The 25892-nt window shown below is 73.4% G+C and carries 18 protein-coding genes, 2 tRNA genes and 1 pseudogene; 17 read left to right on the top strand and 4 right to left on the bottom strand.

The window, feature by feature from the left end; translation table 11 throughout:
- Position 1 precedes the first annotated feature (1 nt).
- From argC to cobA, 15 genes are all read left to right on the top strand, one after another.
- Positions 2-1030, top strand: coding sequence for an N-acetyl-gamma-glutamyl-phosphate reductase (argC, locus tag ABZW30_RS06390; protein WP_355669873.1), 1029 nt, complete (start codon positions 2-4; stop codon positions 1028-1030).
- Positions 1031-1044: 14 nt separating this feature from the next.
- The gene (gene argJ / locus ABZW30_RS06385) at positions 1045-2199 is read left to right on the top strand and encodes a bifunctional glutamate N-acetyltransferase/amino-acid acetyltransferase ArgJ (RefSeq protein WP_355669995.1); all 1155 of its coding nucleotides are present in this window, start codon (positions 1045-1047) and stop codon (positions 2197-2199) included.
- Positions 2200-2287: 88 nt separating this feature from the next.
- Entirely contained in the window at positions 2288-3163 is an 876-nt protein-coding gene (gene argB / locus ABZW30_RS06380; RefSeq protein ID WP_355669994.1) for an acetylglutamate kinase, read from the top strand.
- Complete coding sequence (locus ABZW30_RS06375) at positions 3160-4365, top strand: acetylornithine transaminase (protein WP_355669872.1); 1206 nt, start codon at positions 3160-3162, stop codon at positions 4363-4365. Before argB ends, ABZW30_RS06375 begins: the two co-directional genes overlap by 4 nt.
- Positions 4366-4388: 23 nt before the next feature.
- Positions 4389-4937 (top strand): arginine repressor, encoded by a 549-nt coding sequence (locus ABZW30_RS06370; RefSeq protein WP_355669871.1) that lies wholly within the window; start codon positions 4389-4391, stop codon positions 4935-4937.
- 136 nt (positions 4938-5073) lie between these two features.
- Complete coding sequence (gene argH / locus ABZW30_RS06365) at positions 5074-6498, top strand: argininosuccinate lyase (protein WP_355669870.1); 1425 nt, start codon at positions 5074-5076, stop codon at positions 6496-6498.
- A gap of 107 nt (positions 6499-6605) precedes the next feature.
- The gene (locus ABZW30_RS06360) at positions 6606-6863 is read left to right on the top strand and encodes a hypothetical protein (RefSeq protein WP_355669869.1); all 258 of its coding nucleotides are present in this window, start codon (positions 6606-6608) and stop codon (positions 6861-6863) included.
- A gap of 218 nt (positions 6864-7081) precedes the next feature.
- Positions 7082-7585: a GNAT family N-acetyltransferase gene (locus ABZW30_RS06355; protein WP_355669868.1), complete on the top strand. Its 504-nt coding sequence runs from the start codon at positions 7082-7084 to the stop codon at positions 7583-7585.
- Positions 7586-8138: 553 nt separating this feature from the next.
- Positions 8139-9164, top strand: coding sequence for an ATP-binding cassette domain-containing protein (locus ABZW30_RS06350; protein ID WP_355669867.1), 1026 nt, complete (start codon positions 8139-8141; stop codon positions 9162-9164).
- Positions 9161-9889: a methionine ABC transporter permease gene (locus ABZW30_RS06345; protein WP_355669866.1), complete on the top strand. Its 729-nt coding sequence runs from the start codon at positions 9161-9163 to the stop codon at positions 9887-9889. The genes ABZW30_RS06350 and ABZW30_RS06345 overlap by 4 nt, the downstream gene beginning before the upstream one ends.
- A gap of 57 nt (positions 9890-9946) precedes the next feature.
- Positions 9947-10771: a MetQ/NlpA family ABC transporter substrate-binding protein gene (locus ABZW30_RS06340; RefSeq protein WP_355669865.1), complete on the top strand. Its 825-nt coding sequence runs from the start codon at positions 9947-9949 to the stop codon at positions 10769-10771.
- 208 nt (positions 10772-10979) lie between these two features.
- On the top strand, positions 10980-11645 hold the full coding sequence (locus ABZW30_RS06335) for a GNAT family N-acetyltransferase (RefSeq protein ID WP_355669864.1): 666 nt from the start codon (positions 10980-10982) through the stop codon (positions 11643-11645).
- A gap of 174 nt (positions 11646-11819) precedes the next feature.
- Positions 11820-13076, top strand: coding sequence for a precorrin-6y C5,15-methyltransferase (decarboxylating) subunit CbiE (gene cbiE / locus ABZW30_RS06330; protein ID WP_355669863.1), 1257 nt, complete (start codon positions 11820-11822; stop codon positions 13074-13076).
- Positions 13077-13560: 484 nt separating this feature from the next.
- Positions 13561-17442 carry a nicotinate-nucleotide--dimethylbenzimidazole phosphoribosyltransferase gene (cobT, locus tag ABZW30_RS06325; protein WP_355669862.1) on the top strand — a complete coding sequence of 1294 codons (3882 nt, stop codon included), beginning with the start codon at positions 13561-13563 and terminating at the stop codon, positions 17440-17442.
- Positions 17443-17553: 111 nt separating this feature from the next.
- On the top strand, positions 17554-18801 hold the full coding sequence (gene cobA / locus ABZW30_RS06320; RefSeq protein ID WP_355669861.1) for a uroporphyrinogen-III C-methyltransferase: 1248 nt from the start codon (positions 17554-17556) through the stop codon (positions 18799-18801).
- A 48-nt stretch (positions 18802-18849) separates the two neighbouring features.
- On the opposite strand, the gene ABZW30_RS06315 is transcribed toward cobA, so the two are convergent.
- A complete protein-coding gene (locus ABZW30_RS06315; protein ID WP_355669860.1) occupies positions 18850-21591 on the bottom strand; it encodes a SpoIIE family protein phosphatase in 2742 nt (913 codons plus the stop codon).
- A gap of 89 nt (positions 21592-21680) precedes the next feature.
- Here ABZW30_RS06315 and ABZW30_RS06310 point away from each other — a divergent pair, with 89 nt between their 5' ends.
- Positions 21681-22487: an RNA methyltransferase gene (locus tag ABZW30_RS06310; protein ID WP_355669859.1), complete on the top strand. Its 807-nt coding sequence runs from the start codon at positions 21681-21683 to the stop codon at positions 22485-22487.
- 1049 nt (positions 22488-23536) lie between these two features.
- On the opposite strand, the pseudogene ABZW30_RS06305 reads toward ABZW30_RS06310, so the two are convergent.
- Positions 23537-24796 (bottom strand): annotated as a pseudogene (locus ABZW30_RS06305) (serine/threonine-protein kinase); the annotation flags it as partial.
- 406 nt (positions 24797-25202) lie between these two features.
- Between ABZW30_RS06305 and ABZW30_RS06300 the strand changes: the two are divergent.
- A complete protein-coding gene (locus ABZW30_RS06300) occupies positions 25203-25403 on the top strand; it encodes a hypothetical protein (protein WP_355669858.1) in 201 nt (66 codons plus the stop codon).
- Positions 25404-25684: 281 nt separating this feature from the next.
- Here the strand turns inward: ABZW30_RS06300 and ABZW30_RS06295 are convergent.
- Positions 25685-25756, bottom strand: a tRNA-Val gene (locus ABZW30_RS06295).
- A gap of 41 nt (positions 25757-25797) precedes the next feature.
- A tRNA-Val gene (locus ABZW30_RS06290) sits at positions 25798-25869 on the bottom strand.
- Positions 25870-25892 lie beyond the last annotated feature (23 nt).

Below are 25892 nucleotides of genomic sequence, written 5' to 3'. Positions count from 1 at the left end.
CATGGCATTGCGAGTCGCCGTCGCCGGCGCGAGCGGGTACGCGGGCGGCGAGGTGCTGCGCCTGCTGCTCGGCCACCCGGAGGTGGAGATCGGGGCGCTGACCGGCGGCTCGAACGCGGGCACCCGCCTGGGCGCGCTGCAGCCGCATCTGATCCCGCTGGCCGACCGTGTCCTCGAACCCACCACCCCCGAGGTGCTGGCCGATCACGACGTGGTGTTCCTGGCACTGCCGCACGGCCAGTCCGCCGCCGTCGCCGAGGCGCTCGGCCGGAACGTCCTGGTGATCGACTGCGGCGCCGACTTCCGGCTCAAGGCCGCCGCCGACTGGGAGCAGTTCTACGGCTCCGCGCACGCCGGCACCTGGCCCTACGGTCTGCCCGAACTCCCCGGCCACCGCGCCGCGTTGAAGGGCAGCAACCGGATCGCCGTGCCCGGCTGCTACCCGACGGCCGTCTCCCTGGCGCTCTTCCCGGCGTACGCGGCCGGGCTCGCCGAGCCGGAGGCCGTGGTGGTCGCCGCCTCCGGCACCTCCGGTGCCGGCAAGGCCGCCAAGCCCCACCTGCTGGGCAGCGAGGTCATGGGCAGCGTCAGCCCGTACGGCGTCGGCGGCGTGCACCGGCACACCCCGGAGATGGTGCAGAACCTCACCCCGCTCGCGGGCGAGCCGGTCACCGTCTCCTTCACCCCCACCCTCGTCCCGATGCCGCGCGGCATCCTCGCCACCTGCTCCGCCAAGGCCAAGCCGGGCGTGAGCGCCGAGAGCCTGCGCGCCGCCTACACCGAGGCGTTCGCGGACGAGCCCTTCGTCCACCTGCTACCCGAGGGGCAGTGGCCGCAGACCAGCAGCGTCTACGGCGCCAACACCGCCCTGGTCCAGGTCGCCCTGGACCCGACCGCCGGGCGGATCATCGCGATCAGCGCGATCGACAACCTGGTCAAGGGCACCGCGGGCGGCGCGGTGCAGAGCATGAACATCGCCCTCGGCCTGCCCGAGGAGCTGGGCCTTCCCGTGAACGGAGTCGCACCGTGACCAATCCTGTGAACGTGGGCGTGACCGCCGCCAAGGGTTTCCGCGCCGCCGGGGTCACCGCAGGCATCAAGGCCTCCGGCACCCCGGACCTCGCCCTGGTGGTCAACGACGGTCCCTCGCTCGCGGCGGCCGGCGTCTTCACCGCCAACCGGGTCAAGGCCGCGCCGGTGCTCTGGTCCGAGCAGGTCCTCAAGGGCGGCCAGGTCTCCGCCGTCGTCCTCAACTCCGGTGGCGCCAACGCCTGCACCGGCCCGCTCGGTTTCCAGGACACCCACGCCACCGCGGAGAAGGTCGCCGCCGAGCTGGAGCTCAACGCCGGTGAGGTCGCCGTCGCCTCCACCGGTCTGATCGGCGTGCGGCTGCCGATGGACATCCTGCTGCCCGGTGTCACCCTGGCCGCTCAGGAGCTCAGCGAGACCGGCGGCGAGGCCGCCGCGATCGCCATCAAGACCACCGACACCGTGCACAAGACCGCCCAGGTCACCAGCCCGGCCGGCTGGACGGTCGGCGGCATGGCCAAGGGCGCGGGCATGCTCGCCCCGAGCCTGGCCACCATGCTGGTCGTCCTCACCACCGACGCCGACCTGGACAGCGCCGCCCTGGACGCCGCGCTGCGCGACGCCACGCGGACCACCTTCGACCGGATCGACTCCGACGGCTGCATGTCGACCAACGACACCGTGCTGCTGCTCGCCTCCGGCGCCACCGGCATCACCCCGGACCCGGCCGAGTTCGCCGAGGCCGTCCGCGCGGTGAGCGCCGACCTGGCCCGTCAGCTGATCGGCGACGCCGAGGGCGCCGACAAGGACATCCGGATCGACGTGACCGGCGCCGCGACCGAGGACGAGGCCGTCGAGGTCGCCCGGACGATCAGCCGCAACAACCTGCTCAAGTGCGCCGTGCACGGTGAGGACCCCAACTGGGGCCGGGTGCTGGCCGCGATCGGCACCACCTCCGCCGCCTTCGACCCGAACCGGCTGGACGTGGCCATCAACGGCGTCTGGGTCTGCCGGGACGGCGGCGTGGGCGAGGACCGCGACCTGGTGGACATGAAGGGCCGTGAGGTCGTCATCACCGCGAACCTCAACGCCGGTACGGCGAGCGCCTCGCTGTGGACCAACGACCTCACCGCCGACTACGTCCACGAGAACAGCGCCTACTCCACCTGAGCCGCGACATCCGTTCCGATAAGGGAAACCCGTGCAGATCGCACCCAAGGGCGAACAGGCCCGCAACAACACCGCGTTGCCCAAGGCCATGACGCTGATCGAGGCGCTCCCGTGGCTGGAGCGCTTCCACGGCAAGACCGTCGTGATCAAGTTCGGCGGCAACGCCATGGTGGACGACAGCCTCAAGGCGGCCTTCGCCCAGGACGTCGTCTTCCTCCGCTACGCCGGACTGCACCCCGTCGTGGTGCACGGCGGCGGCCCGCAGATCAGCGCCCAACTCGACAAGCTCGGGCTGGAGTCCAACTTCACCAACGGCCTGCGCGTCACCACCCCCGAGACCATGGACGTGGTCCGGATGGTGCTGGCCGGCCAGGTTCAGCGCGAGCTGGTCGGCCTGCTGAACGGGCACGGCCCGTTCGCCGTCGGCATGACCGGCGAGGACGCCCACACCATGACCGCGGTCAAGCGCTACGCGGTGGTGGACGGCGAGCAGGTCGACATCGGCCTGGTCGGCGACATCGTCAACATCGAGGCCGGCGCGGTGAAGGCGCTGATCGCCGACGGCCGGATCCCGGTCATCTCCTCGATCGCCCGCGGCACCGACGGCCACGTCTACAACATCAACGCGGACACCGCCGCCTCCGCCCTGGCGGTCGCGCTGGGCGCCGAGATGCTGGTGGTGCTCACCGACGTCGAGGGCCTCTACAAGGACTGGCCGAACTCCGACGACGTGATCAGCCAGCTCACCGCGAGCGAGCTGGACGAGCTGCTGCCGGGCCTGGCCACCGGCATGCTCCCCAAGATGGAGGGCTGCCTGCGCGCTGTCCGCTCCGGCGTGGGGACCGCCCGCGTACTGGACGGCCGGGTCCAGCACAGCCTGCTGCTGGAGATCTTCACCGACGAGGGCATCGGCACGATGGTCGTGCCGGACGACGAGCCGACCGTGACCGGGGGACTGGCATGACGCACAACGAGCAGCTCACCGACCGGTGGCAGCACGCGTTCACCGACAACTACGGCACCCCCCGCATCCCGCTGGTGCGCGGCGAGGGCGTCAAGCTCTGGGACGCGGACGGCAAGGAGTACACCGACCTGCTCGGCGGCATCGCCGTCAACGCCCTCGGCACCGCCCACCCGGCCGTGGTCGAGGCGGTCAGCCGGCAGATCGCCACCCTCGGCCACGTCTCCAACCTGTTCATGGCCGAGCCGACCATCGCCCTCGCCGAGCGGCTGCTGAAGCTGGACGGCCGCGAGGGCGGCCGGGTGTTCTTCTGCAACTCCGGCGCCGAGGCCAACGAGGCCGCCTTCAAGATCAGCCGGCGGACCGGCCGCACCCATCTGGTCGCCCTCCAGGGCGGCTTCCACGGCCGGACCATGGGCGCCCTCGCGCTCACCGGCCAGCCCGCCAAACAGGACCCGTTCCGCCCGCTGCCCGGCGACGTCACCCACGTACCCTTCGGCGACGTCGAGGCGCTGCGCGCGGCCGTCACCACCGAGACCGCCGCCGTCTTCCTGGAGCCGATCCAGGGTGAGAACGGCGCCATCCCGCTGCCGGACGGCTACCTCAGGGCCGCCCGCGAGATCACCCGGGCCACCGGCACCCTGCTCGTCCTGGACGAGATCCAGACCGGCATCGGCCGCACCGGCCACTGGTACGCCCACCAGGCCTTCGAGGGCATCGAGCCGGACGTGGTCACCCTGGCCAAGGCGCTCGGCGGCGGCCTGCCGATGGGCGCGGTGCTGGCCTTCGGAGAGGCGGCCGAGCTGCTCACCCCGGGCCAGCACGGCACCACCTTCGGCGGCAACCCGGTGGCCGCCGCGGCCGGGCTCGCGGTGCTGGACACCATCGAGTCCCAGGGCCTGCTGGAGCACGTCCGCAAGATCGGCGACCGGCTGCGGCTCGGCGTCGAGGCGATCGGCGACCCGCTGGTCGCGCACGTGCGCGGGGCCGGCCTGCTGCTCGGCATCGTGCTCACCCAGCCGGTCTCTGCCGAGGTCCAGGCCGCCGCGCAGGAGGCGGGCTTCCTGGTCAACGCCGCTGTTCCGGACGCCGTACGGCTGGCGCCGCCGCTGGTGCTGACCGAGCAGGAGGCGGACGCCTTCCTGGCGGCGCTGCCGGGCATCCTCCGGACGGTGCGCGAGAGCGCCCCGGCCGATGCGAGTTGACCGTCGTCCGGGAGAATAATCACATGACCGATTCCCACTCCGGCCCCTCCGCCGCCGGCCCGACGCCGCAGGTCCCGCAGACCCGCACCGCGCGTCACCGGCGGATCGTGGACCTGCTCACCCGCCAGCCCGTGCGTTCGCAGAGCCAGCTCGCCAGGCTGCTCGCCGACGACGGACTCGTGGTCACCCAGGCCACCCTCTCCCGGGACCTGGACGAGCTGGGCGCGGTCAAGATCCGCAACCGGGACGGCGCGCTGATCTACGCCGTCCCGGCCGAGGGCGGCGACCGTACGCCGCGCGCGCCGATGGGGGAGTCGGCCAGCGAGGGCCGGATGGCACGGCTGGCCGGCGAGCTCATGGTCTCCGCGACCGCCTCGGGCAACCTGGTCGTGCTGCGCACCCCGCCCGGGGCGGCGCAGTTCCTGGCCTCGGCGATCGACCAGGCCGAGGTGTTCGAGATCATCGGCACCATCGCCGGCGACGACACCGTGCTGCTGATCAGCCGCGACCCGTCCGGCGGTCAGGCACTCGCCGACCACCTGATGCAACTCGCCCAGGCCAAGGCGCAGTAACACCTCGACCCCTCCGAAACCCCGGCCATGGGAGCAACTCCGGCCGGGGTTTTGTGTTTCATACGGCATCGTGCATACTTATGCCACCCGCTGCAAATGTGTGCCGCGCACCGCATACGTGTAAGGAGCCACCGCGATGACCGCCCAGCAGTCCTCCGACGTCCGCCTCTGGGGCGCGCGCTTCGCCGACGGCCCGTCCGAGGCGCTGGCCAAGCTCTCCGCCTCCGTCCACTTCGACTGGCGCCTCGCCCCGTACGACATCGCCGGCTCCAAGGCCCACGCTCGGGTACTGCACAAGGCCGGCCTGCTCTGCGACGAGGAACTCGCCGCCATGCTGGCCGGCCTCGATCAGCTGCTCGCCGACGTCGAGGCGGGCACCTTCAAGGGCACCGTCGCTGACGAGGACGTGCACACCGCCCTGGAGCGCGGCCTGCTGGAGCGCCTCGGCGCCGACCTCGGCGGCAAGCTGCGGGCCGGGCGCTCGCGCAACGACCAGATCGCCACCCTGTTCCGGATGTACCTGCGGGACCACGCGAAGACCATCGGTGGCCTGCTGCTCGACCTCCAGTACGCCCTGGTCGGCCTGGCCGAGGCGCACCCCGACACCGCCATGCCGGGCCGCACCCACCTGCAGCACGCCCAGCCCGTCCTCTTCGCCCACCACGTCCTCGCGCACGTGCAGGCCCTGGGCCGCGATGCCGAGCGGCTGCGCCAGTGGGACGCCCGCACCGCCGTCTCGCCGTACGGCTCCGGTGCGCTGGCCGGCTCCTCGCTCGGCCTCGACCCGCAGGCCGTCGCCGCCGACCTCGGCTTCGAGGGCGGCTCGGTCGGCAACTCCATCGACGGCACCGCCTCGCGCGACTTCGTCGCCGAGTTCGCCTTCGTGACCGCGATGATCGGCGTCAACCTCTCCCGGATCGCGGAGGAGGTGATCATCTGGAACACCAAGGAGTTCGGCTTCATCACGCTGCACGACGCCTTCTCCACCGGCTCCTCGATCATGCCGCAGAAGAAGAACCCGGACATCGCCGAGCTGGCCCGAGGCAAGTCCGGTCGGCTCATCGGCAACCTGACCGGCCTGCTGGCCACCCTCAAGGCGCTGCCGCTCGCCTACAACCGGGACCTCCAGGAGGACAAGGAGCCGGTCTTCGACTCCTGCGACACCCTGGAGGTGCTGCTGCCCGCGTTCACCGGGATGATGGCCACGCTCACCGTGCACCGGGAGCGGCTGGAGGAGCTGGCCCCGGCGGGCTTCTCGCTCGCCACCGACATCGCCGAGTGGCTGGTCAAGCAGGGCGTGCCGTTCCGGGTCGCGCACGAGGTGGCCGGGGCCTGCGTCAAGGTCTGCGAGGCCCAAGGCGTCGAGCTGTCCGACCTGACGGACGAGCAGTTCGCCTCGATCTCCGAGCACCTGACCCCCGAGGTCCGCTCGGTGCTCAGCGTGCACGGCGCCATCGCCGCCCGCAACGGGCGCGGTGGCACCGCCCCCTCGGCCGTCGCGGTCCAGCTCGCCGAGGTCAAGGCGGACCTGGCGCGGCAGCAGGAGTGGGCCCGGAGCTGACCGTCGGTCAGCGGGGGAGGGGCGCGGCGGTCCGACCGGCGCGCCCCTTCCGCGTTCGTGCCCCGGCCCGGGCGTAACCGGGCCCGCCTGAGCCCGTCATGCACGGTGTGTGCACAGCCCTTCCGCCCGCCCCCTCCGCCGAGGACGTCTACCTCGCCGAACGACGCCGCCGCGTCGTCCGCGAGAGCGTCGCCGCCCTGCCCGGCCGCTGCCCCCAACTCGTCGCCGCCCTCGCCGAGGACCCGCCGCCGACCTACCGCGAGCTCTCCGCACGGCTCGGCATCCCGCGCGGCTCCATCGGTCCCACCCGCTCCCGCTGCCTGGCCTGCCTCCGGCTGCTGCTCCACGCGGAGCGCTTCCTCTGAGTGGCCGGGGTGATTCTCGCCACCCTCGCCCCACTCCCCCCGCCGCTCCTCCCGCCGTGACACTCGCCACTGTCTGCCCCCCGAAGGTTGAGGGAAGCTGACACCCGGGTAGAGCGCTGGCGAACGTCACTCTTGACGGTGGCGCGATCACTCGGATACTGAGCGTGAGCGCGCCACCCTCTGCGCGCCGGGCACGACGACTGGGGAGGCCCCTCCACATGGGCATGAGTGTGATCATCTCGGCCGCGGTGGCCGAAGATGCCGAGCAGATCCTCAAGCTCCAGTACCTGGGCTACCAGCCCGAGGCAGAGCTGTACGGCGACTGGGCGATAGAGCCCCTGACGCAGACCCTGGAGAGCCTGCGCACCGAACTGACCGAGCAGCACGTCCTGGTCGCCCGGCTGGGCGAGGAGGTGGTCGGCACCGTCCGTGGTCACGTCGACGCCGAGGGCATCGGCCGGATAGGGCGTCTGGTGGTCCACCCCCGGATGCAGCGGCACGGTCTGGGCGGACGGCTCCTGGACGCCCTGGAGCGTCGTCTCGTCGAGGACGGCTGCCCGGTGACCGCCTATCGCCTGTTCACCGGCCACCGCAGCCTCGGCAACCTGCGCCTCTACGCCCGTCAGGGATACCGGCAGACCACCGTCGAGCAGGTCAGCGGCCGGCTGAGCTTCGTGCACCTGGAGAAGTCCGTCGCGACCCCGCTCGCCGCGACCGCCTGACCCCCCCGCCCGTACGGGCCCGGCCCCGGCGCCGCCACCATTCGGACAGGAAGGTGGCGGCGCCGAGCCGTATCACCACTGGTCAAAGGCGCGAGTGTCCGCAATGCGGACGGCTCTGCCAAATAATTGGGCGCAATTCGGCTGATCTGTTTTACTGGCTCACATGACTGCGACGACGAACTGGACCCCCACCGGCACACTGCCGGCAGGTGAGCGTGCCATGTGCCGTCGAATGTGTCACTGCTGAGGGCCACCGCCCCCGGCACCCCGCTGAGGGTGCCTCCCCCTCGCGCCCCGAAGCGAGACTCCGGCGCCGCTCCCGTCCGTGCGAGCGCGCCTTCCCTCCCGGAACCCCTCCCTCCGGCGTGCCCGCCCACCCGCGGCCGCCGCTGAGTCGCAAGGGCCGCGCCGTCGCGCGGCCCGGCCGTCCGGCGGCCACGACCAAGGGGTGGCAGGTCCGGATCCCCCTGGCGAAGCGTCGTAGGACACCGCCGACCGCAACCCCGGTCGGGCGGTCGACACCGCCGCCCGCCCCCGACCCACGGAAGCAGCTGTGATCACCACCACGGACCTCACGAAGGTCTACCGCTCCCGAGGCCGCGAGGTGACCGCCCTCGCCGGCGTCGACCTGCACGTCCGCCCGGGCGAGGTCTACGGAGTCGTCGGCACCAGCGGCGCCGGCAAGTCCACCCTCATCCGCTGCGTGAACATGCTGGAGCGCCCGACCTCCGGCACCGTCACCGTGGACGGGGTCGAGCTCACCGCGCTCTCCGGCGGCGAGAACCGGGCCGGCCGGGAGCTGCGCGAGGCGCGCCGCCGGATCGGCATGGTCTTCCAACACTTCAACCTGCTGTCCTCGCGGACGGTGCAGCAGAACGTCGAACTCCCGCTGGAGATCAACGGCCTGGACCGCACTCAGCGCCGCCGCAAGGCCGCCGAGCTGCTGGAGCTCGTCGGCCTCGGCGACAAGGCCCGCAGCTACCCCAACCAGCTCTCCGGCGGTCAGAAGCAGCGTGTCGGCATCGCCCGCGCCCTGGCCGGCGACCCCAAGGTGTTGCTCTCCGACGAGGCCACCTCGGCGCTCGACCCGGAGACCACCCGCTCGATCCTCAGGCTGCTGCGCGACCTCAACCAGCAGCTGGGCCTGACCGTTCTGCTGATCACCCACGAGATGGACGTCATCAAGACCGTCTGCGACTCCGCGGCCCTGATGCGCGGCGGCCGGGTGGTCGAGTCCGGGGGGCTCACCGACCTGCTGGCCAAGCCCGGCTCCGAGCTGGCCCGCGAGCTGTTCCCGCTCAGCGAGTTCGGCACCGGGCGGCCCGGCTCCACCGTGCTGGAGATCACCTTCCAGGGCGACACCTCGGCGCAGCCGTTCGTCTCCCAGCTCGCCCGCACCTACCAGATCGACATCAACATCCTCGGCGCCGCCGTCGAGACCGTCGCCGGCCGGATGGTCGGCCGGATGCGGGTCGAACTGTCCGGCGGCCACCAGGACAACGTGGTGCCGATCGGCTACCTGCGCGAGCAGGGCTTGCAGGTGGACGTGATCGGTGCGGCGAACGGAGCGGTGGCATGACCTGGGACCAGATGCAGGAGCTGATGTGGCCCGCCACCCAGGAGACCTTCCAGATGGTCGGGGTGTCGGCGGCGGTCACCGTGCTGCTCGGCCTGCCGCTGGGCGTGCTGCTGGTGCTCACCGACAAGGCGGGCCTGCTCGCCAACCGGGCGGTCAACAAGGCCATCGGCTTCGTGGTGAACATCGCCCGCTCGGTGCCGTTCATCATCCTGATGATCGCGCTGATCTCCTTCACCCGCCGGCTGGTCGGCACCTCCATCGGCTGGCAGGCCGCGACCGTGCCGCTCACCATCGGCGCCATCCCGTTCTTCGCCCGTCTGGTCGAGACCTCCGTCCGTGAGGTCGACCGGGGTCTGATCGAGGCGGTGCAGTCGATGGGCGGCAGCACCTGGACGATCGTGCGCAAGACCCTGCTGCCCGAGGCGCTGCCCGGCATCGTGGCCTCGATCACCACCACCGTCATCACCCTGATCGGGTACTCGGCGATGGCCGGCACGGTCGGCGGCGGCGGCCTCGGCACCCTCGCCGTCAACTACGGCTACCAGCGCTTCGAGACGGCCTTCATGTGGGTCATCGTGGCCGAGCTGGTGATCATCGTCACCGCCGTCCAGCTGATCGGCGACTTCGCCGTCCGGCGCCTCGCCCACCGCGGCCGCGGCGGCGGCCGGACCCGGCTGCTCGGCCGCGGCCCGACGACTCCGGACCAGGACCTCGTCGCCTCCTAGACCTCCCTCGTCCGACCCCGGACGCGGCTCCCCGTAAGACGCAGAAAGGCACTTTTCGTGCGCAACGCCCTGAAGTTCACCAGCGTCCTCGCCACAGCCGGCCTCGCCCTCTCGCTGGCCGCCTGCGGCAGCTCCGGGTCCTCCTCCTCGGACCCGAACGCGCCGCTCGAGGTCGTCGCCAGCCCCACCCCGCACGGGCAGATCCTCAAGTACGTCAAGGACAACCTCGCGGACAAGGCCGGCCTCAAGCTCGACATCAAGGAGGTCACCGACTACGTGACCCCCAACACGGCGGTGCAGGACGGGTCGGCCGACGCCAACTACTTCCAGCACGTCCCGTACCTGGAGGACTTCAACAAGAAGCACGGCACCGACATCGTCTCGGTCGAGACCGTGCACCTGGAGCCGCTGGGCCTCTACTCCAAGAAGGTCAAGGCGATCACCGACCTGCCGGACGGCTCCACCGTCGGCCTGCCCAACGACGCCACCAACGAGGGCCGCGCGCTCAAGCTGCTCGCCGACAACAAGCTCATCACCCTCAAGGACGGCGTCAGCACCACCGCCACCCCGGCCGACGTGACGGGCAACCCGAAGAACCTCAAGTGGAAGGAGCTGGAGGCCGCCCAGCTGCCCCGATCGGTCTCCGACCTCGACGCCGCCGTCATCAACGGCAACTACGCGATCGACTCCGGCCTGAAGCCGGCCACCGACGCGCTGGTGCTGGAGAAGGCGGAGAACAACCCGTACGCCAACATCCTCGCCGTCAAGAAGGGCAAGGAGAACGACCCGCGGGTCAAGAAGCTCGCCGAGCTGCTGCACTCCGACGAGGTCAAGAAGTACATCAACGACACCTTCCAGGGCTCGGTCGTCCCGGCCTTCTGATCGTCACCGATGGCCATACCGTCACACCCCGACGCCCGACCGGGCCCCCGCCGCACCTCGGCGGGGGCCCGGTCGGGCAGTATGCACCCAGGAACGCTCCGGCCGACCGCGTTCTGACGTACCGTCGTGCGGGCGGCGCACCGCGTGGTACCCGGAGCGCGACGGGGGCGTACGGTGTTGTGTTCACGACCCGGCGAGGAGAGACGGCATGGCAGCGAGCTTCCCCGAGACCGCCATCAGCACCGAACGGCTGCTGCTGCGTCCCCTTGCGGAGGACGACGCCCCCGGCCTGGCCACCATGATGGCCGACGACCTCGTCCTGGCCTGGACGGATCTCCCGCACCCGTTCACCCAGGACTACGCGGCCGAGCTCGCCCGCACCCTCGCCCCCGCCCACCGGGCCGAAGGCCGCGGCATCGTCTTCGCCGTCACCGAGCACCTCACCCAGCGCCTGGTCGGCCTGGTCGAACTGCGCAACACCGACTGGCGGCTGCGCACCACCGAGATCTCCTACGTCACCGCCGTCTGGGCGCGTGGCGAGGGCTACGCCCCGGAGGCCGTCCTCGGCGTCGCCCAGTGGCTGTTCGAGGACCGCGGCTTCCTGCGCCTGGAGATGCGCACCGCCGCCGGGAACACCGCCGCCCAGCAGGTCGCCCAGAAGATCGGCGGGATCAGCGAGGGCGTGCTGCGCAGCGCCTGGATAGTGCGGGGCGAGTCCGGTGAGGTCGTGGTGGGGGCACCTCCCAGCCGCCAGGCTGGGGGAGAGAGCCGCAGCGACCTGATCCTGTGGAGCCTGCTCCCGGAGGACCTGGAGTCGCCCGAACTGCACCGGGACGGCTGGCACGGCGACCACCACTACGTGCTGCGCGACTGATCCACCGCCCGTTGCCGCGGTGAAAGCACCCGGTCACCCGATCGGCAGGACATGTGCACGAGATGTCGGCCATTAGGGCCCGTCCTCAGGTGGATCACACCCGGTAGCCTCTGCACCGGCGCCGCACAGCCGGCGCGACGAGCCGCGCATCGAGTCGAGGGAGAACGGCCGCAGATGGCTGACCGGATCACGGTCATCGGGTGGGACGGAACGCCGCTGACCGAGGCCGCCGGTGCGGCCCTCGCCGCCGCGACCCTGGTGGCCGGCGCGCCCTACCAACTGGGCGCCCTCCCCGTACCGGACGCCGCCGAGCGGATCACCCTCGGCAACATCCAGCAGGCCGCCAAGAAGATCGCCGAGCACCGCGGCGCCGCCGTCGTGGTCGCCGAGGGCGACCCCGGCTTCTTCGGCGTGGTGCGCGCCCTGCGCCGCCCCGAGTACGGCCTCGAACTCGAGGTCCTGCCCGCCGTCTCCTCCGTCGCCGCCGCCTTCGCCCGGGCCGGGATGCCCTGGGAGGACGCCCAGGTGGTCAGCGCCCACGGCGGCCGGCTGCGCCGCGCGGCCAACATCTGCCGGGCCCACGCCAAGGTCGCGGTGCTCACCGCGCCGGGTGCCGGTCCGGGCGAACTCGCCCTGATGCTGCGCGGGGTACACCGGACCTTCGTGGTCTGCGAGGCCCTCGGCACCCCGGAGGAGGACGTCACCGTCCTGACCTCCGACCGGATCGCCGACCACGTCTGGCGCGACCCCAACGTGGTGCTGGTGATCGGCGGCACCGCCCAGGCCGGGGCGGTGGACGAGGCGGCCGGCTGGTTGGCCGGGCGCCCGGTCGGCTACCCCGGCGCGGAACGCGGCTGGGCGCTCCCCGCCGACGCCTACGCGGGCGCCGGGCGCGCGGAGGACGGAGCGGGCGCATCGGGCGCGCTCCCCGCGCACGTCCGCGCGCTGGTGCTGGCCCGTCTGGGTGCACGTCCCGGGGACCTGGTCTGGTCGGTCGGCGCCGGCAGCGGCGCCCTCGCGGTGGAGGCGGCCCGGTTCGGCGCCGCCGTGGTCGCGGTGGAGGCCTCCCGCTCGGCGTGCGCCCGGCTCACCGTCAACGCCCGCCGGTACGGCGTCGAGGTGGAGACCGTGCACGGCCACGGCCCCGAGGTGCTGGGCGGACTTCCGGAGCCGGACGCGGCGGTGGTGGAATCCGGCGGCCTCGACGTGGTGCGCGCGGTGCTCGCCCGCAAGCCCGAGCGCTTCGTCGCGCTGGCCCGCACCTTCGCCGAGGCGGAGGAGGTCTTCCGGGCCATCACCGAGGCCGGCTACCGGGCGGACGGCGCGCTGCTGCAGTCCACTCCGCTGCGCTCCGCAGGGGAGGGCGGCGCACTGGAGCTCGGGGCGGGCGCGGGCGGCGCACTGCTGCTCTGGGGTGAGCAGATCGTGTGAAGGCCTCGGGTGAGTGCCGGGACCGGCGCCCAGGCTCGGCGGTGATCCAGGTCGCATCCGGACACTGATTCGAGAGGTCACCGCGCCGGGCCGGTAGTGTGGCGTCCCAGGCGGCTGCAGCCGTCGGCGACCCGCCCGATTCGGTCGGTTTGTCACCTTTTTTGACGTGGTGCAACCCGACTCCGCTCGGAGTGTGGGCGATTCGACGGGCCGCGTGCCGGACCTGGAGAATGCCGTAGGGTCCGGTGCGGTCGTGCCGGTTGCTCCGGGTTGTCGTTGTTTCAGATGGTGCACCGTCCTTACGGGCGGTGCACGGGCCGGGGTGCCGCAGCGCGCCGGAAGGACTTTGGCCGCAGCGCCTCGGCGCGGCGGCCGCGTGTGGTTGAGGGGCGGGTCGGTGCAGGCCCGACCCGTGCGGATGGGCGCTGCGGTCGGTGATCGCGTCGCCAAGGGGCGCGGCAGCGGCCTGGAAGGAGCTTTGACAATGACCGATGGCGGCCACGTCCCGGGCGAGGGACTGCCGGAGCACCTGCACGCCGGGCCCGACCCGCTCGGCGGACCGGAGGGCGTCGCGGGCGTTGCACCCCTGCAGGGCGTCGCGACGGACGGCGGGGTGATCCCCAACCCGGCGGCGCCGGTCGGCGGCCTGCCCGGCGCGGGTGTCATCCCGCCGCAGGGCCAGCCGAACTACATCGTCCCCGGCATGCCGTCCCCGGCCGTCCCGGGCGACGGCTGGACCGTCGACCAGGGCGCCGCGCGCCCGGCCTTCCACTTCGTCGACCAGCCGGACGGGCTGGACGACGAGGACGACGTGCTGCTGATGCCGGGCCCGCAGGGCTCCTGGGGCGCCGAGCAGGCACCGTTCGCGCCGCAGCCGGACGGCACCCCGCTCGAGCCGTCCTGGCCGCCGGTGGACCCGCCGCTGCTCGGCGCCGAGCACGCCCAGCAGCCGCCCGTCCAGGCCGTCCCGATGCAGCCGCAGGCCCAGCAGCCCATGACGCAGGCTCAGCAGCCGCGCCGCCCGCTGCACGCCGGCCCGCCCATCCCGGACCCGTCGCTGATGACCGGCCAGGTGCCGGTCCGTTCGCTGGCCGACCGCGGCCCGTCGCAGGGCGGCACGCCCGCGCACGGCATCCCGGTCGTCGGCCGGCCGCCGATGGGTGAGGCCGTCGCGCCGGTCCCGGGTGCCGTGCCCCAGGGCGTGCCGCAGGCCGTTCCGATGGCGCCCGCCGCGCCGATGCCCCCGATGGCTTCGACGGTCGAGGGGGTGCAGGAGGTTCAGCAGGTGCCGCAGGGTCAGGGCTTCCAGCAGGTGCCGCTGGCCGCGCAGCCGATCGAGGGCCTGATGACCGTCGAGACGGTCGGGGCGATCGAGGTGGTCGAGGTCGTCGAGACGCCGGAGGCCGCTCAGGCCGTACCGACGCCCGAGGCCGTTCAGGCGGCGCCGGGCCCGGAGGCCGCGCAGGCCCAGGCTGCCGTGGCCGAGCCGGTTCCGGCGGAGGGCGTCGCCCAGCCGGTGGCCGAGGCCGCCGTGGCCGAGACCGCCGCTGTGGAGACGGTTGTCGTCGAGGCCGCAGCCGTTGAGGCCGTCGCCGTCGAGACCGTTGCCGTCGAGACCGTTGCCGTCGAGACCGTTGCCGTTGAGGGTGGCGCCGCCGAGGCCGCCGTGGTCGAGGGTGCCGCCGAGGCCGTCGCGACCGCCGAGCAGACCGAGGCCGCCGCCCCGGCCGGCCAGCCGCGTCGGATCTCCGCCTTCCTCGCCGCGCCGACCCCGCACGGCCTGCCCAAGGTCGAGGCCGCCCACCAGGCCCCGGTGACCGAGGAAGCGGCGCAGCAGCAGCCCGCTCCCATAGCGGCCGCCGACGCGCCGCAGGCCGTCGAGGTGGTTCAGGAGGCCCCGGTGGCCCAGGAGGCCGAGCAGCCCGCCGAGGCCGCGCCGCAGGCCGTCGCCGAGCCGGTCGCCGAGACCGCCGCCGGTACCGGTGAGATGCCCTCCGGCCAGGCCGTCGAGCAGCCCGCCACGGAGGGCGAGCAGCCGCAGCCGGAGGCCGTCCAGACCGAGCAGCCCGCCGAGGCCCCGGCCGAGCCGGTCGCCGAGCAGACGGAGCAGGTCGTCGAGGCCGCGGCTGAGCCCGTGGCCGAGCAGGCTGTCGAGCAGCCCGCCGAGGCCGAGGGGGCGCAGGCCGCCGAAGGCGTCGCGCCGGAGGCGGAGCAGCAGCCCGCCGCCGAGACCGCCGAGACCGTCGAGCAGCCGGTCGCCGAGCAGCCGGTCGCCGAGCAGGCCGTCGAGCAGCCGGCCGTCGTGCAGGCCGCCGAGGTTCCGGTCGGCGAGGAGCCGCAGGCCGAGCAGGTCGCGGAGCAGAGCGGGCAGCCCGCCGAAGCCGCGCCCGAGGCCGCCCCGGAGGAGGCCCCGGCCGTCGAGCCGACCGCGGAGCAGCCCGCCGCCGAGACTGCCGAGACCGTCGAGCAGCCGGTCGCCGAGCAGGCTGTCGAGCAGCCCGCCGAGGCCGAGGCCGCGCAGGCCGCCGAAGCCGTCGCGCCGGAGGCGGAGCAGCAGCCCGCCGCCGAGGCCGTCGAGGACCCGCAGGCCGTCGAGCCCGCCGAGCCGCGCGGCCCGGCCGCCCCCGGCTACGACGAGGTCGGCCGCGACGCCGTCCACCAGGTGATTCGCGAGCGCCGCGACATCCGCAACGGCTTCCGCCCGGACCCGATCCCGCACGAGGTGCTGATCCGCGTCCTGGAGGCCGCCCACACCGCGCCCAGCGTCGGCTACTCGCAGCCCTGGGACTTCGTGGTGATCCGCTCGGCGAAGACCCGCAAGCGGATGCACGCCCTGGCGGAGCGTCAGCGCGAGGCGTACGCGGACTCGCTGCCGAAGGGCCGTGCCAAGCAGTTCCGCGAGATCAAGATCGAGGCCATCCTCGACACCCCGGTCAACATCGTGGTGACCGCCGACCGCACCCGCGGCGGCCGGCACACCCTGGGTCGGCACACCCAGCCGCAGATGGCCCCGTACTCGGCCGCCCTGGCCGTCGAGAACCTCTGGCTGGCCGCCCGCGCCGAGGGACTGGGCGTCGGCTGGGTGAGCTTCTTCGACGACGAGCAGCTGGTCCGCGAACTCGGCCTGCCCGAGCACCTGGAGGTGGTCGCCTACCTGTGCGTCGGCTTCGTCGACTCCTTCCCGGACGAGCCCGAGCTGGAGCAGCAGGGCTGGGCCAAGAAGCGCCCGCTGTCCTGGGTGGTCCACGAGGAGCAGTACGGCAACCGCGCGCTGCCCGGCGAGGAGCCGCAGAGCCTGCTCGCCGACACCCTGCGCGGCATCCGCCCGCTGGACGCCAAGGCGCTCGGCGAGGCCTGGGACCGGCAGAAGCGGATGACCAAGCCGGCCGGCTCGCTCGGCATGCTGGAGATCATCTCCGCCCAGCTGTGCGGCCTGTCCCGCAAGTGCCCGCCGCCGATCCCGGAGCCCGCCTGCGTGGCGATCTTCGCGGGCGACCACGGCGTGCACGCCCAGGGCGTCAGCCCGTGGCCGCAGGAGGTGACCGCCCAGATGGTCGGCAACTTCCTGGCCGGGGGAGCGGTGATCAACTCCTTCGCCAAGCAGATCGGCACCGAGGTCTGCGTGGTGGACGTCGGCGTCGCCGCCGAGCTGCCGGACGCCGTCCAGCAGGGCCGCGCCACCGGCCTGCTGCCGCGCAAGGTCCGCCCCGGCACGGGTGACATGACCCAGGGCCCGGCGATGACCCGCGAGGAGGTCCTGCAGGCGATCGAGGTCGGCATCGAGACCGCCCGTGACCTGGTCGCGGCGGGCAACAAGGCGCTGGTCACCGGTGACATGGGTATCGCCAACACCACCGCCTCGGCCGCCCTGATCTCGGTCTTCACCGGCCTTGACCCGGCCGAGGTCACCGGCCGCGGCACCGGCATCGACGACGAGACCCACGCGCGCAAGATCGAGGTCATCCGCGCCGCGCTGGCCCTGCACCAGCCCGACCCGAACGACCCGATCGGCGTCCTCGCCGCCGTCGGCGGCCTGGAGCACGCGGCCATCGCCGGTTTCCTGCTGGGCGCCGCCTCGCTGCGCACCCCGGTGGTGCTGGACGGTGTCATCGCCGGTTCGGCCGCGCTGGCCGCCAAGGCCATCGCGCCCGAGGTGCTGGCGGCCTGCATCGCCGGCCACCGCTCCGCCGAGCCCGGCCACCAGGCCGCGCTGGCGAAGCTGGGTCTGCGTCCGCTGATCGACCTCGACCTGCGGCTCGGCGAGGGCACCGGTGCCCTGCTGGCACTGCCGCTGGTGCAGAGTGCGGCCCGCGCGATGCACGATGTAGCCACCTTCGACTCCGCAGGGGTCACCGAGAAGGCCTGACGTACTCCGTCACCGCTCCGCGGACCGGCCCGAGGGCGCGCCGGCCCGCGGAGCGGCGTATCTCCGTACCGTCCCCGACACCCTCACCCCCCCCGATCAGGAGCACCGCCGATGACCGCGCCCACCCCGCACCCGAGCACCGAGGGCCCCACCCCCTACCCGGTCGGCCTGCTGCTGGCCGGCCGTCGCGTCGTCGTGGTCGGTGGCGGCCAGGTCGCGCAGCGGCGGCTGCCGGCCCTGATCGCCTCCGGCGCCGAGCTGCACCTGATATCCCCGGCCACCACCCCGGCCGTCCAGGCCATGGCCGACGCGGGCGAGCTGACCTGGCACGCCCGCCCGTACCGGGACGGTGACCTGGCCGGCACCTGGTACGCCCTGGTCGCCACCGACGACCCGGAGGTCAACGCGGCGGTCAGCGCCGAGGCCGAGCGCGAGCGGGTGTTCTGCTCCCGCAGCGACGACGCCTCCGCCGCCACCGCCTGGACCCCGGCCAGCGGCCGCGACGCGGGCGCCACCGTCGCCGTCCTCACCGGCGACCCGCGCCGCTCCGCCGCCCTGCGCGACGCCATCGTCGGGGGCCTGCGGGACGGCTCGCTGGCCTCCCGCCAGTACCGCTCGCACGGCGCCGGCGTGGCCCTGGTCGGGGGCGGCCCCGGTGACCCGGACCTGATCACGGTGCGCGGCCGCCGACTGCTCGCCGACGCCGACGTGGTGGTCGCCGACCGTCTCGCCCCGCGCGAGCTGCTCGCCGAACTGCCCGAGGACGTCGAAGTGATCGACGCCTCGAAGATCCCGTACGGCCGCCAGATGGCCCAGGAGGCGATCAACCGGGCGCTGATCGAGCACGCCGAGGCCGGCAAGTTCGTGGTCCGGCTCAAGGGCGGTGACCCGTACGTCTTCGGCCGCGGCGGGGAGGAACTGCTGGCCTGCGCCGAGGCGGGCATCCCGGTCACCGTGGTGCCCGGGATCTCCAGCTCGATCAGCGTCCCGGAGACGGCCGGCATCCCGGTCACCCACCGCGGGCTGACCCAGGAGTTCACCGTGATCTCCGGCCACGTCGGCCCGGACGACCCGCGCTCGGTCACCAACTGGCCGGCCGTCGCGGGGATGAGCGGCACCCTGGTGCTGCTGATGGCCGTGGACAAGATCGGCGCGATCGCCGCCAAGCTGGTCGAGCACGGCCGCCCGGCCGACACCCCGGTCGCGATCGTCCAGGAGGGCACCACCGCCGCCCAGCGCCGGGTGGACGCCACCCTGGGCACCGTCGCCGCGGTGGTCGAGGCCGAGGGGGTCAAGCCCCCGGCGGTGATCGTCGTCGGCGACGTGGTGAACGTCCTCGCCGCCGCCTTCCAGCGCTAGGACGCTCACGGGCGGTTGGCGGAGTGGGAAGTCGGCCGGTCCGACTTCCTACTCCAGCGGCTGCTCCGTCCAGATGACCTTCCCGGTCGCGGTGTAGCGCGTCCCCCAGCGGTCCGCGAACTGCGCGACCAGGAACAGCCCGCGCCCGCCCTCGTCCTCGGTCGCCGCGTACCGCAGGTGCGGCGAGGTGCTGCTGCCGTCCGACACCTCGCAGATCAGTGTCCGGTCGCGCAGCAGCCGCACCTTGATCGGCCCGGAGCTGTACCGGATCGCGTTGGTCACCAACTCGCTCAGGATCAGCTCGGTGACGAACGCGGCCTCGTCCAGCCCCCAGTCCGCCAGCCGTGCCGCCACCTGCGCCCGGACCGTCCGCACCGCCGCCGGGTCGGAGGGCACGTGCCACTGCGCCACCTGGTCCGGCGCCAGCACCCTGGTCCGCGCCACCAGCAGGGCGATGTCGTCCTGCGGGTGCGTCGGCAGCATCGTCCCGAGCACGTCCGTGCAGGTCTGCTCCGGCGTGCGTGGCGGCCCGCTGAGCGCCGTCCGCAGCAGCTCCAGCCCCTCGTCGATGTCCCGCTCGCGGTCCTCCACGAGCCCGTCGGTGTACAGCACCAGCCGACTGCCCTCGGCGAGCTCCAGCTCGACGGTCTCGAACGGCAGCGCCGCCAGCCCCAGCGGCGGTCCGGTCGGCAGCTCCGGGAACACCACGTGGCCCTGCGGGTCCACGACGGCCGGCGGCGGGTGCCCGGCGCTGGCCACCGTGCAACGCCGCGACACCGGGTCGTAGATCGCGTACAGGCACGTCGCCCCGGCCAGCCACGAACTCTCGCTGAAGGCCGCCTCGTCCTGGTCGATCCGGTTCACCAGCTCGTCCAGGTGCCCCAGTAGCTCGTCCGGCGGCAGGTCCAGGGTCGAGAAGTTGTGGATCGCGGTGCGCAGCCGTCCCATCGTCGCCGCCGCGTGCAGTCCGTGACCGACCACGTCGCCGACCACCAGCGCCACCCGGGCGCCCGGCAGTGGGATCACGTCGAACCAGTCCCCGCCCACCCCGGCCTGGGCCGACAGGTAGCGGTGCGCCACCTCCAGCGCGTTCTGGGCCGGCAGACTGCGCGGCAACAGGCTGTGCTGCAGGGTCACCGCCATCGCGTGCTCGCGGGTGTAGCGGCGGGCGTTGTCGATGCACACCGCCGCGTGCGCCACCAGCTCCTCGGCCAGCGCCAGGTCCTCCGGCTCGAACGGTTCCGGCCGCTCCGACCGCCAGAACCGGGCCACCCCCAGCAACACGCCGCGCGCCCGCAGCGGCACCCGCACCAGCGAGTGCACCCCGTACGCCAGGATCTGCGCCGAGCGCTCAGGGTCCTGCTCGCGCCACTCCCGGGCCTCGGGCAGGTTCGGCTCAAGGCCGGGCTCCCCGCTGTGCAGCGCCCCGGCCAGCGGGGTGGCGGGTACCACGTCCAAGGTGGTGCCCACCGGGTAGAACGGCGCGTCGGTGCTGATCCCGGCGATGGCCGTGCGCCGCATCCGGCCGAGCGAGGCACCCGGGGGCGGCTCCTCGCCGGCCGGCACCTGCTCCGCGAGGTCCACCGTGACGAAGTCCGCGAACCGAGGCACCGCGACCTGCGCCAGCTCCTCCGCCGTCCTGGTCACGTCCAGCGAGCTGCCCACCGTCACCCCGGCGTCGTACAGCAGCCGCAGCCGCCGCTGCGCGCCCTCGGCCCGGCCGGTCAGCGCCAGCAGTTCGGTGGAGTCCCGCAAGGTGGCGACGCAGCCGGGCGGGCGGCCCGCCTGGTCGATCAGCCGTACGTTCACCGCGAGCAGCCGCTCCCCGGCCAGCACCACCTCGTCGGTCACCTGGCGGTTGGCGGTCAGCAGCTCCAGCGAGGGGGGCTCCAGGCCCAGCTCGGTCACCGGGCGGCCCTCGGCGTCCGGCGGCAGGTCGAGCAGCCGGCGTGCCTCGTCGTTGCAGAGCAGCAGCTGCCCGTCCCCGCCGACGATCATGACGCCCTCACGAACCGCGTGCAGCACCGCCGCGTGGTGCTCGTACATCCTGGTCATCTCGACCGGGCCCAGCCCGTGCGTCTGCCGGCGCAGCCGTCGACTGATCAGCGCCGTGCCCAGGGTGGCCAGCCCGATCGCGCCCGCCGCCGCGCCCAGGACCACTGGCAGCTGGCGCTCGCTCGCGGTGAAGACGTTGCTCAGGGTGACGCCCGCCGAGACCAGCCCGACCACCGAGCCGTCCGGCGCGTACACCGGGACCACCGTCTGGACCAGCGGGCCGAGCGTGCCGTTGAGCTGCTCCGTCACCACCTGGCCGTGCAGCGCGGGCTCGTAGGTGCCGATGAACTTCTGACCGATCTGGGCCGGGTTGGGGTGGGTGTAGCGGATGCCCTGGTCGTTCAGCACCACGATGAAGTCCACGCCCGAGGCGACCCGCGCGGACTGCGCCTTCGGCTGCAGGATCGCGGTGGGGTCGGGGGAGTGCAACGCGGCCACCATGCCCGGCGAGTTGGCGAAGGCCTGCGCGACCGCCACCGTCCGGTTGGCGGCCTCGCGGTCGGCGTCGTTGTGCGACTGCACCACCAGCGCCACCGCCGCCCCCGCAACGAGCAGCAGCACGATCAGGATCTGCAGCGCGAACACCTGCCCGGCCACCGACCGGTGTCGTATCGGTCGCGACCGCTTCGCTCGTGGCAACTGTTGCCGACCGTGTGGGCGCCCACCGAAGGAGCCGGCGTCGCCGGTGGCACCAGAGGCCGACGGAGCCCAGGATCGGCCCGGATTTCGGGCCATACGGTCATATTTGCACTCCGTATAGCCTGCGACCACCCCGTCCCTTCGGCCGTTTGGCCTTCCCCGCCCCGGCTTGGCAAGATCGCAGGGTGTCCGAACCCAGCGCCATCACCGACCCCGCCGACCCCCGTCTCGCCGACTACACCGGCCTCACCGACGTCGAACTGCGCCGCCGCCGCGAACCCGCCGAGGGCCTGTTCATCGCCGAGGGGGAGAAGGTCATCCGCCGCGCCCTCGCGGCCGGCTACCGGATGCGGTCGATGCTGCTCACCGCCAAGTGGCTGGACGTGATGGCCGACGTCATCGCCGAGGCCGACGCCCCCGTCCACGTGGTCGAACCCGCCCTCGCCGAGGCCGTCACCGGCTACCACGTCCACCGCGGTGCCCTCGCCTCGATGGAGCGCAAGCCCCTCCCGGCCGCGGCCGACCTGCTCGCCGGGGCCCGCCGGGTCGCCGTCCTGGAAGGCCTGGTCGACCACACCAACCTCGGCGCCATCTTCCGCAGCGCCGCTGCCCTCGGCATGGACGCCGTCCTGCTCTCACCCGACTGCGCCGACCCGCTCTACCGTCGCGCCGTCAAGGTCTCCATGGGCGCCGTCTTCGCCGTCCCCTACGCCCGCCTCGACCCCTGGCCCGCCGCCCTCGGCACCGTCCGCGACGCCGGCTTCACCCTCCTCGCCCTCACCCCCGCGGACACGGCCGTCGACCTCGCCGGCCTCGCCCCCCACACCCTCCCCAAAACGGCCCTCATGCTCGGCGCCGAAGGCGAAGGCCTCACCCCCCACGCCATCGCCGCGGCCCACCACCCCGTCCGCATCCCCATGGCCCACGGCATCGACTCCCTCAACGTAGGCGCCGCAGCCGCCGTGGCCTTCTACGCCGTCACCACCCCCTGACCCCTCCGCCGCGCAGCTCCCCACCGCACACACCGGCCAGACCCTGCGCAGGAAGTCGGCCCGTCCGACTTCCCACGTCCATCTCGGGCCGCCCCTACCTCGCCCATGGCCCAGCCGGTTACTTCTCGATCGGCTCGGCTACTCCGCCGTGGCTGGCTCTCGCCCAGCCGCCCGACTCCGGTCGGCATCTGCCCACACGCGCGCAGGCCTGCGCCGGCCGGGGCTCCGCATCGCCCCGGGCTCGGCCCTGCGCGTAGGAAGTCGGCCGGGTCGACTCGCCACGCAGATCCAAGCTCGCGCTGATCGGCATCGGTGCCGCGCCGGAGACCGGCCACACCGACTCACCGGAAGTCGGCCGGGCCGACTTTCCACTCCCCGCCTCAGCCCGCCGGAGCCGTGGGCGGCGCAGGAGCGGCCGCCGGGGGCGGGGTGGTGAGGCCGGTGCCGCCGGAGGCGCCGGCGCCGGGCCAGGATTCGTCGAGGGTGCCGTCGGCGCGGACGGTGTAGCGGGTGGAGGTGACCGCGCCGGTGGCGGCCACGCGCTCCTCGCGGACGACCGCGCTGCCGTCCAGGCGCCAGGTGGCCGAGGCCTGCGGGTCGGCCGTCGAGGTGCGGGAGGTGGTGGCGACCGGGTTGTCCCCGGCGAAGGTGTAGAGCTGGACGAGGTCGACCGGCGCCGACCCCTCGGCCCGCCGCAGCACGATGACCGCGGCCGGCTGCCCCTTGTACCGGGCAGGCAGCACGGCGCTCAGCGCGACCTGCGGCCCGGGCCCGGCCGAGTGCCCGTCCTTCAGGGCGATCACGGCCCCTCCCGCCCCGTCGGGGTAGCTGCGGTTCGGCCAGTTCACCACCGGACCCGGCCCCTGGGCGGGTGCCAACGCCCCGTCCGCCGCACCGCCGCGGGCCGCCGCCGGTAGCGGCGTCGCCGAGGACTGGGGAGCGGCGTCCACTGAGGTCCCGGGCACCGCCTGCTCGCCTCCGCGGCCACCGCGGTGGTCCGCCGTCGCCGTCTGTCCGACCGGCGGCCGCGCCCCCTGGTTGTTGCGGTTCTCGCACCCCTGGGCCGCCGCGATGGCCAGCGCGACGCCGATCGTCACGGTGACGAAGACCACCAGCCGCTGCCTCAGCAGTCGCTGCCGCGCCGTGCCGGGCCGCCCGCCGGGAGCCGGGGTGTGCTGCCGATCCCGGGACCGGGGATGCCCGGGCGGCGGAGTCTGCGGGCGGTCCCGCAGCGGACGGGTGACCGGCGTCGCCTCGGGCCGCTGGGGCGGAGCAGCCGGGCGCCGTGCCGGCAGCCCCGCCTGCCCGGCGGGGCCACCGGGCCGACCGGCCGCCGCCGCTCTGGCCCGTGCCGGAGCGGCCGGTTCGGGCGAGCGCCCCGGTGCGGGAACCCCCTGCCGGAGGGCTTCCGGTGCAGGGGCCTGCGGCGGAGCCGCCGGAGCGGCCCGTCGTGCCGCGCGTGCACCGCCACCGGCGGCCCCCGTCGCCGCGCCGCGCGCCGCCAGTTCGCTGAGCCGCTCGTGCAGCGCGGCCGCGCCCGGCCGTTCGGCGGGCTCCTTGGCCAGGCAGGCCCGGATCAGCGGGGCGAGCTGCGGGGGGACGGCCGACAGGTCGGGCTCCTCGTGGACGACCCGGTACAGCATCACCTCGGAGGAGGCCCCAGACCCGAACGGCGTGTCCCCGGTGAGTGCGTACGCCAGTGTCGCCCCGAAGGCGAAGACGTCCGTGGCCGGGGTGACGGTCGCGCCGCGGACCTGCTCGGGTGCGAGGAAGCCGGGCGAGCCGACCGCCGTGCCGACGTGGGTGAGGGTGCTGGCGCCGCGTGACCACGCGATGCCGAAGTCGATGATCCGCGGGCCGCGCGGTGAGAGCAGGATGTTGGACGGCTTGAGGTCCCGGTGGACGACCCCGGCCTCGTGTACCTTGACCAGGCCGTCGGCCAGCGCCGCCCCGATCCGGGCGGCTTCGGGCCAGCTCAGCGGCCCCTCGTCGCCGACCCGCTTGTAGAGCGAGGGCCCGGGGACGTAGGCGGTGGCCAGCCAGGGCCGGTCGGCCTCGATGTCCGAGCCGACGACGCGGGCGGTGCAGCCGCCGCGGATCCGGGAGGCGGCGGCGATCTCGCGGGCGAAGCGGGTGCGGAACTCCTGGTCCTCGGCGAGTTCGGCGCGGATCAGCTTGAGTGCGACGCGTTGCCCCCGGCGGTCGGAGCCGAGGTAGACCACGCCCATGCCGCCGGCGCCCAGTCGCCGGTGCAGGCGGTACGGCCCGACGATGCGGGGGTCCTCACGCCTCAGCCGCATCATCGCCATGTCTCGTTCCCCGTCAGCCTGTGGGTGAGGCCCCGTCGGTTGGGGCATCGTCAGTTCCTGTCTGGCACAGCTTACGGACTGCCCGCTGCGGTGTGCTGATACGCAACACCTCAAGCCATCGTGCGATGGTCGGATCTTGCTGTGAGCTGCAGGTCACAGGGGTGTCGAATCGTTTCTCGGGGTAACCCCTCAGGGTTCCCCCGGGGGTGGGGTGCGGCCTGTCTCCCCCTCCGGTAGTACGCCTTGAGTCTGAGCGTCATCCTCCGGGATGCCCGAGGAACAGTACGACGGCATGACGCCCGGAAGGCCCCCTGACCAATAGCGTTCTGCTCAGCGGTGGACGGGAAGCTCGTCCCCCGAGGTAAGCCGTCCACCGCGCCAACTCGATCGGATCAGGAGCAGGGCCATGGCATCGCAGCAGACGGGCACCACCCGCCGCCGTCGGCCGGCCTTCACCCAGTCCCAGTCCGCCGAGCAGCCCACCCGGCACCCCGCCGTCGCGCTGGCCATGGCCCTGCCGTGCGCCGTGCTCCTGGTACTGCTGTTCGGCGGGTGGGATCAGATGGCCAACCAGGCCGAGGCCCTGGTCGACCTGATCGGCCGCTGAGGAAGGAACACCAGAACGGGCACTGGTCCCCTGGGGACGGGGAGCAGTGCCGCCGGGGAGGCCGCGGCCGCGTTGACACGCGGACGGGCGAGAGCGGTCCGCAGAGCACCCCGGCAGGCGGAGATGCCGCGTACGGACGTCGGTGAGGACGACCGTACGCGGCTCTTCTCTTTTCCGATCTTTTCCGACCTCCGCCGGAACGACCGTCCCGGAGCGACCGACCGGAGTGACAAAACGGCCGGGGCCACGAACCATACGGTTCGCGGCCCCGGCCGTTACTGTGCGCGATACTGGGATTGAACCAGTGACCCCTACCGTGTCAAGGTAGTGCTCTCCCGCTGAGCTAATCGCGCCTGGTGTGGCGGTCCTGCAGCGGACCCCGAAGGATCCGACGTGCGCGATACTGGGATTGAACCAGTGACCCCTACCGTGTCAAGGTAGTGCTCTCCCGCTGAGCTAATCGCGCCTGGTGTGGCGGTCCTGCAGCGG

It is taken from the genome of Kitasatospora sp. NPDC004669 (genome assembly GCF_040609455.1).
Classification (GTDB): Bacteria; Actinomycetota; Actinomycetes; order Streptomycetales; family Streptomycetaceae; genus Kitasatospora.
Note: the sequence above shows the minus strand (reverse complement) of the source record. Positions and strands in the feature narration are given on the sequence as shown.

Excerpts from the sequence above, each read along its gene's own strand:
- argH (WP_355669870.1), top strand. The coding sequence starts at position 5,074 with ATGACCGCCCAGCAGTCCTCCGACGTCCGCCTCTGGGGCGCGCGCTTC.
- ABZW30_RS06375 (WP_355669872.1), top strand. The coding sequence starts at position 3,160 with ATGACGCACAACGAGCAGCTCACCGACCGGTGGCAGCACGCGTTCACC.
- argC (WP_355669873.1), top strand. The coding sequence starts at position 2 with ATGGCATTGCGAGTCGCCGTCGCCGGCGCGAGCGGGTACGCGGGCGGC.
- cobT (WP_355669862.1), top strand. The coding sequence starts at position 13,561 with ATGACCGATGGCGGCCACGTCCCGGGCGAGGGACTGCCGGAGCACCTG.
- ABZW30_RS06315 (WP_355669860.1), bottom strand. The coding sequence starts at position 21,591 with ATGGCCCGAAATCCGGGCCGATCCTGGGCTCCGTCGGCCTCTGGTGCC.
- ABZW30_RS06335 (WP_355669864.1), top strand. The coding sequence starts at position 10,980 with ATGGCAGCGAGCTTCCCCGAGACCGCCATCAGCACCGAACGGCTGCTG.
- ABZW30_RS06300 (WP_355669858.1), top strand. The coding sequence starts at position 25,203 with ATGGCATCGCAGCAGACGGGCACCACCCGCCGCCGTCGGCCGGCCTTC.
- ABZW30_RS06355 (WP_355669868.1), top strand. The coding sequence starts at position 7,082 with ATGGGCATGAGTGTGATCATCTCGGCCGCGGTGGCCGAAGATGCCGAG.
- cbiE (WP_355669863.1), top strand. The coding sequence starts at position 11,820 with ATGGCTGACCGGATCACGGTCATCGGGTGGGACGGAACGCCGCTGACC.
- cobA (WP_355669861.1), top strand. The coding sequence starts at position 17,554 with ATGACCGCGCCCACCCCGCACCCGAGCACCGAGGGCCCCACCCCCTAC.
- ABZW30_RS06370 (WP_355669871.1), top strand. The coding sequence starts at position 4,389 with ATGACCGATTCCCACTCCGGCCCCTCCGCCGCCGGCCCGACGCCGCAG.
- ABZW30_RS06345 (WP_355669866.1), top strand. The coding sequence starts at position 9,161 with ATGACCTGGGACCAGATGCAGGAGCTGATGTGGCCCGCCACCCAGGAG.
- argB (WP_355669994.1), top strand. The coding sequence starts at position 2,288 with ATGACGCTGATCGAGGCGCTCCCGTGGCTGGAGCGCTTCCACGGCAAG.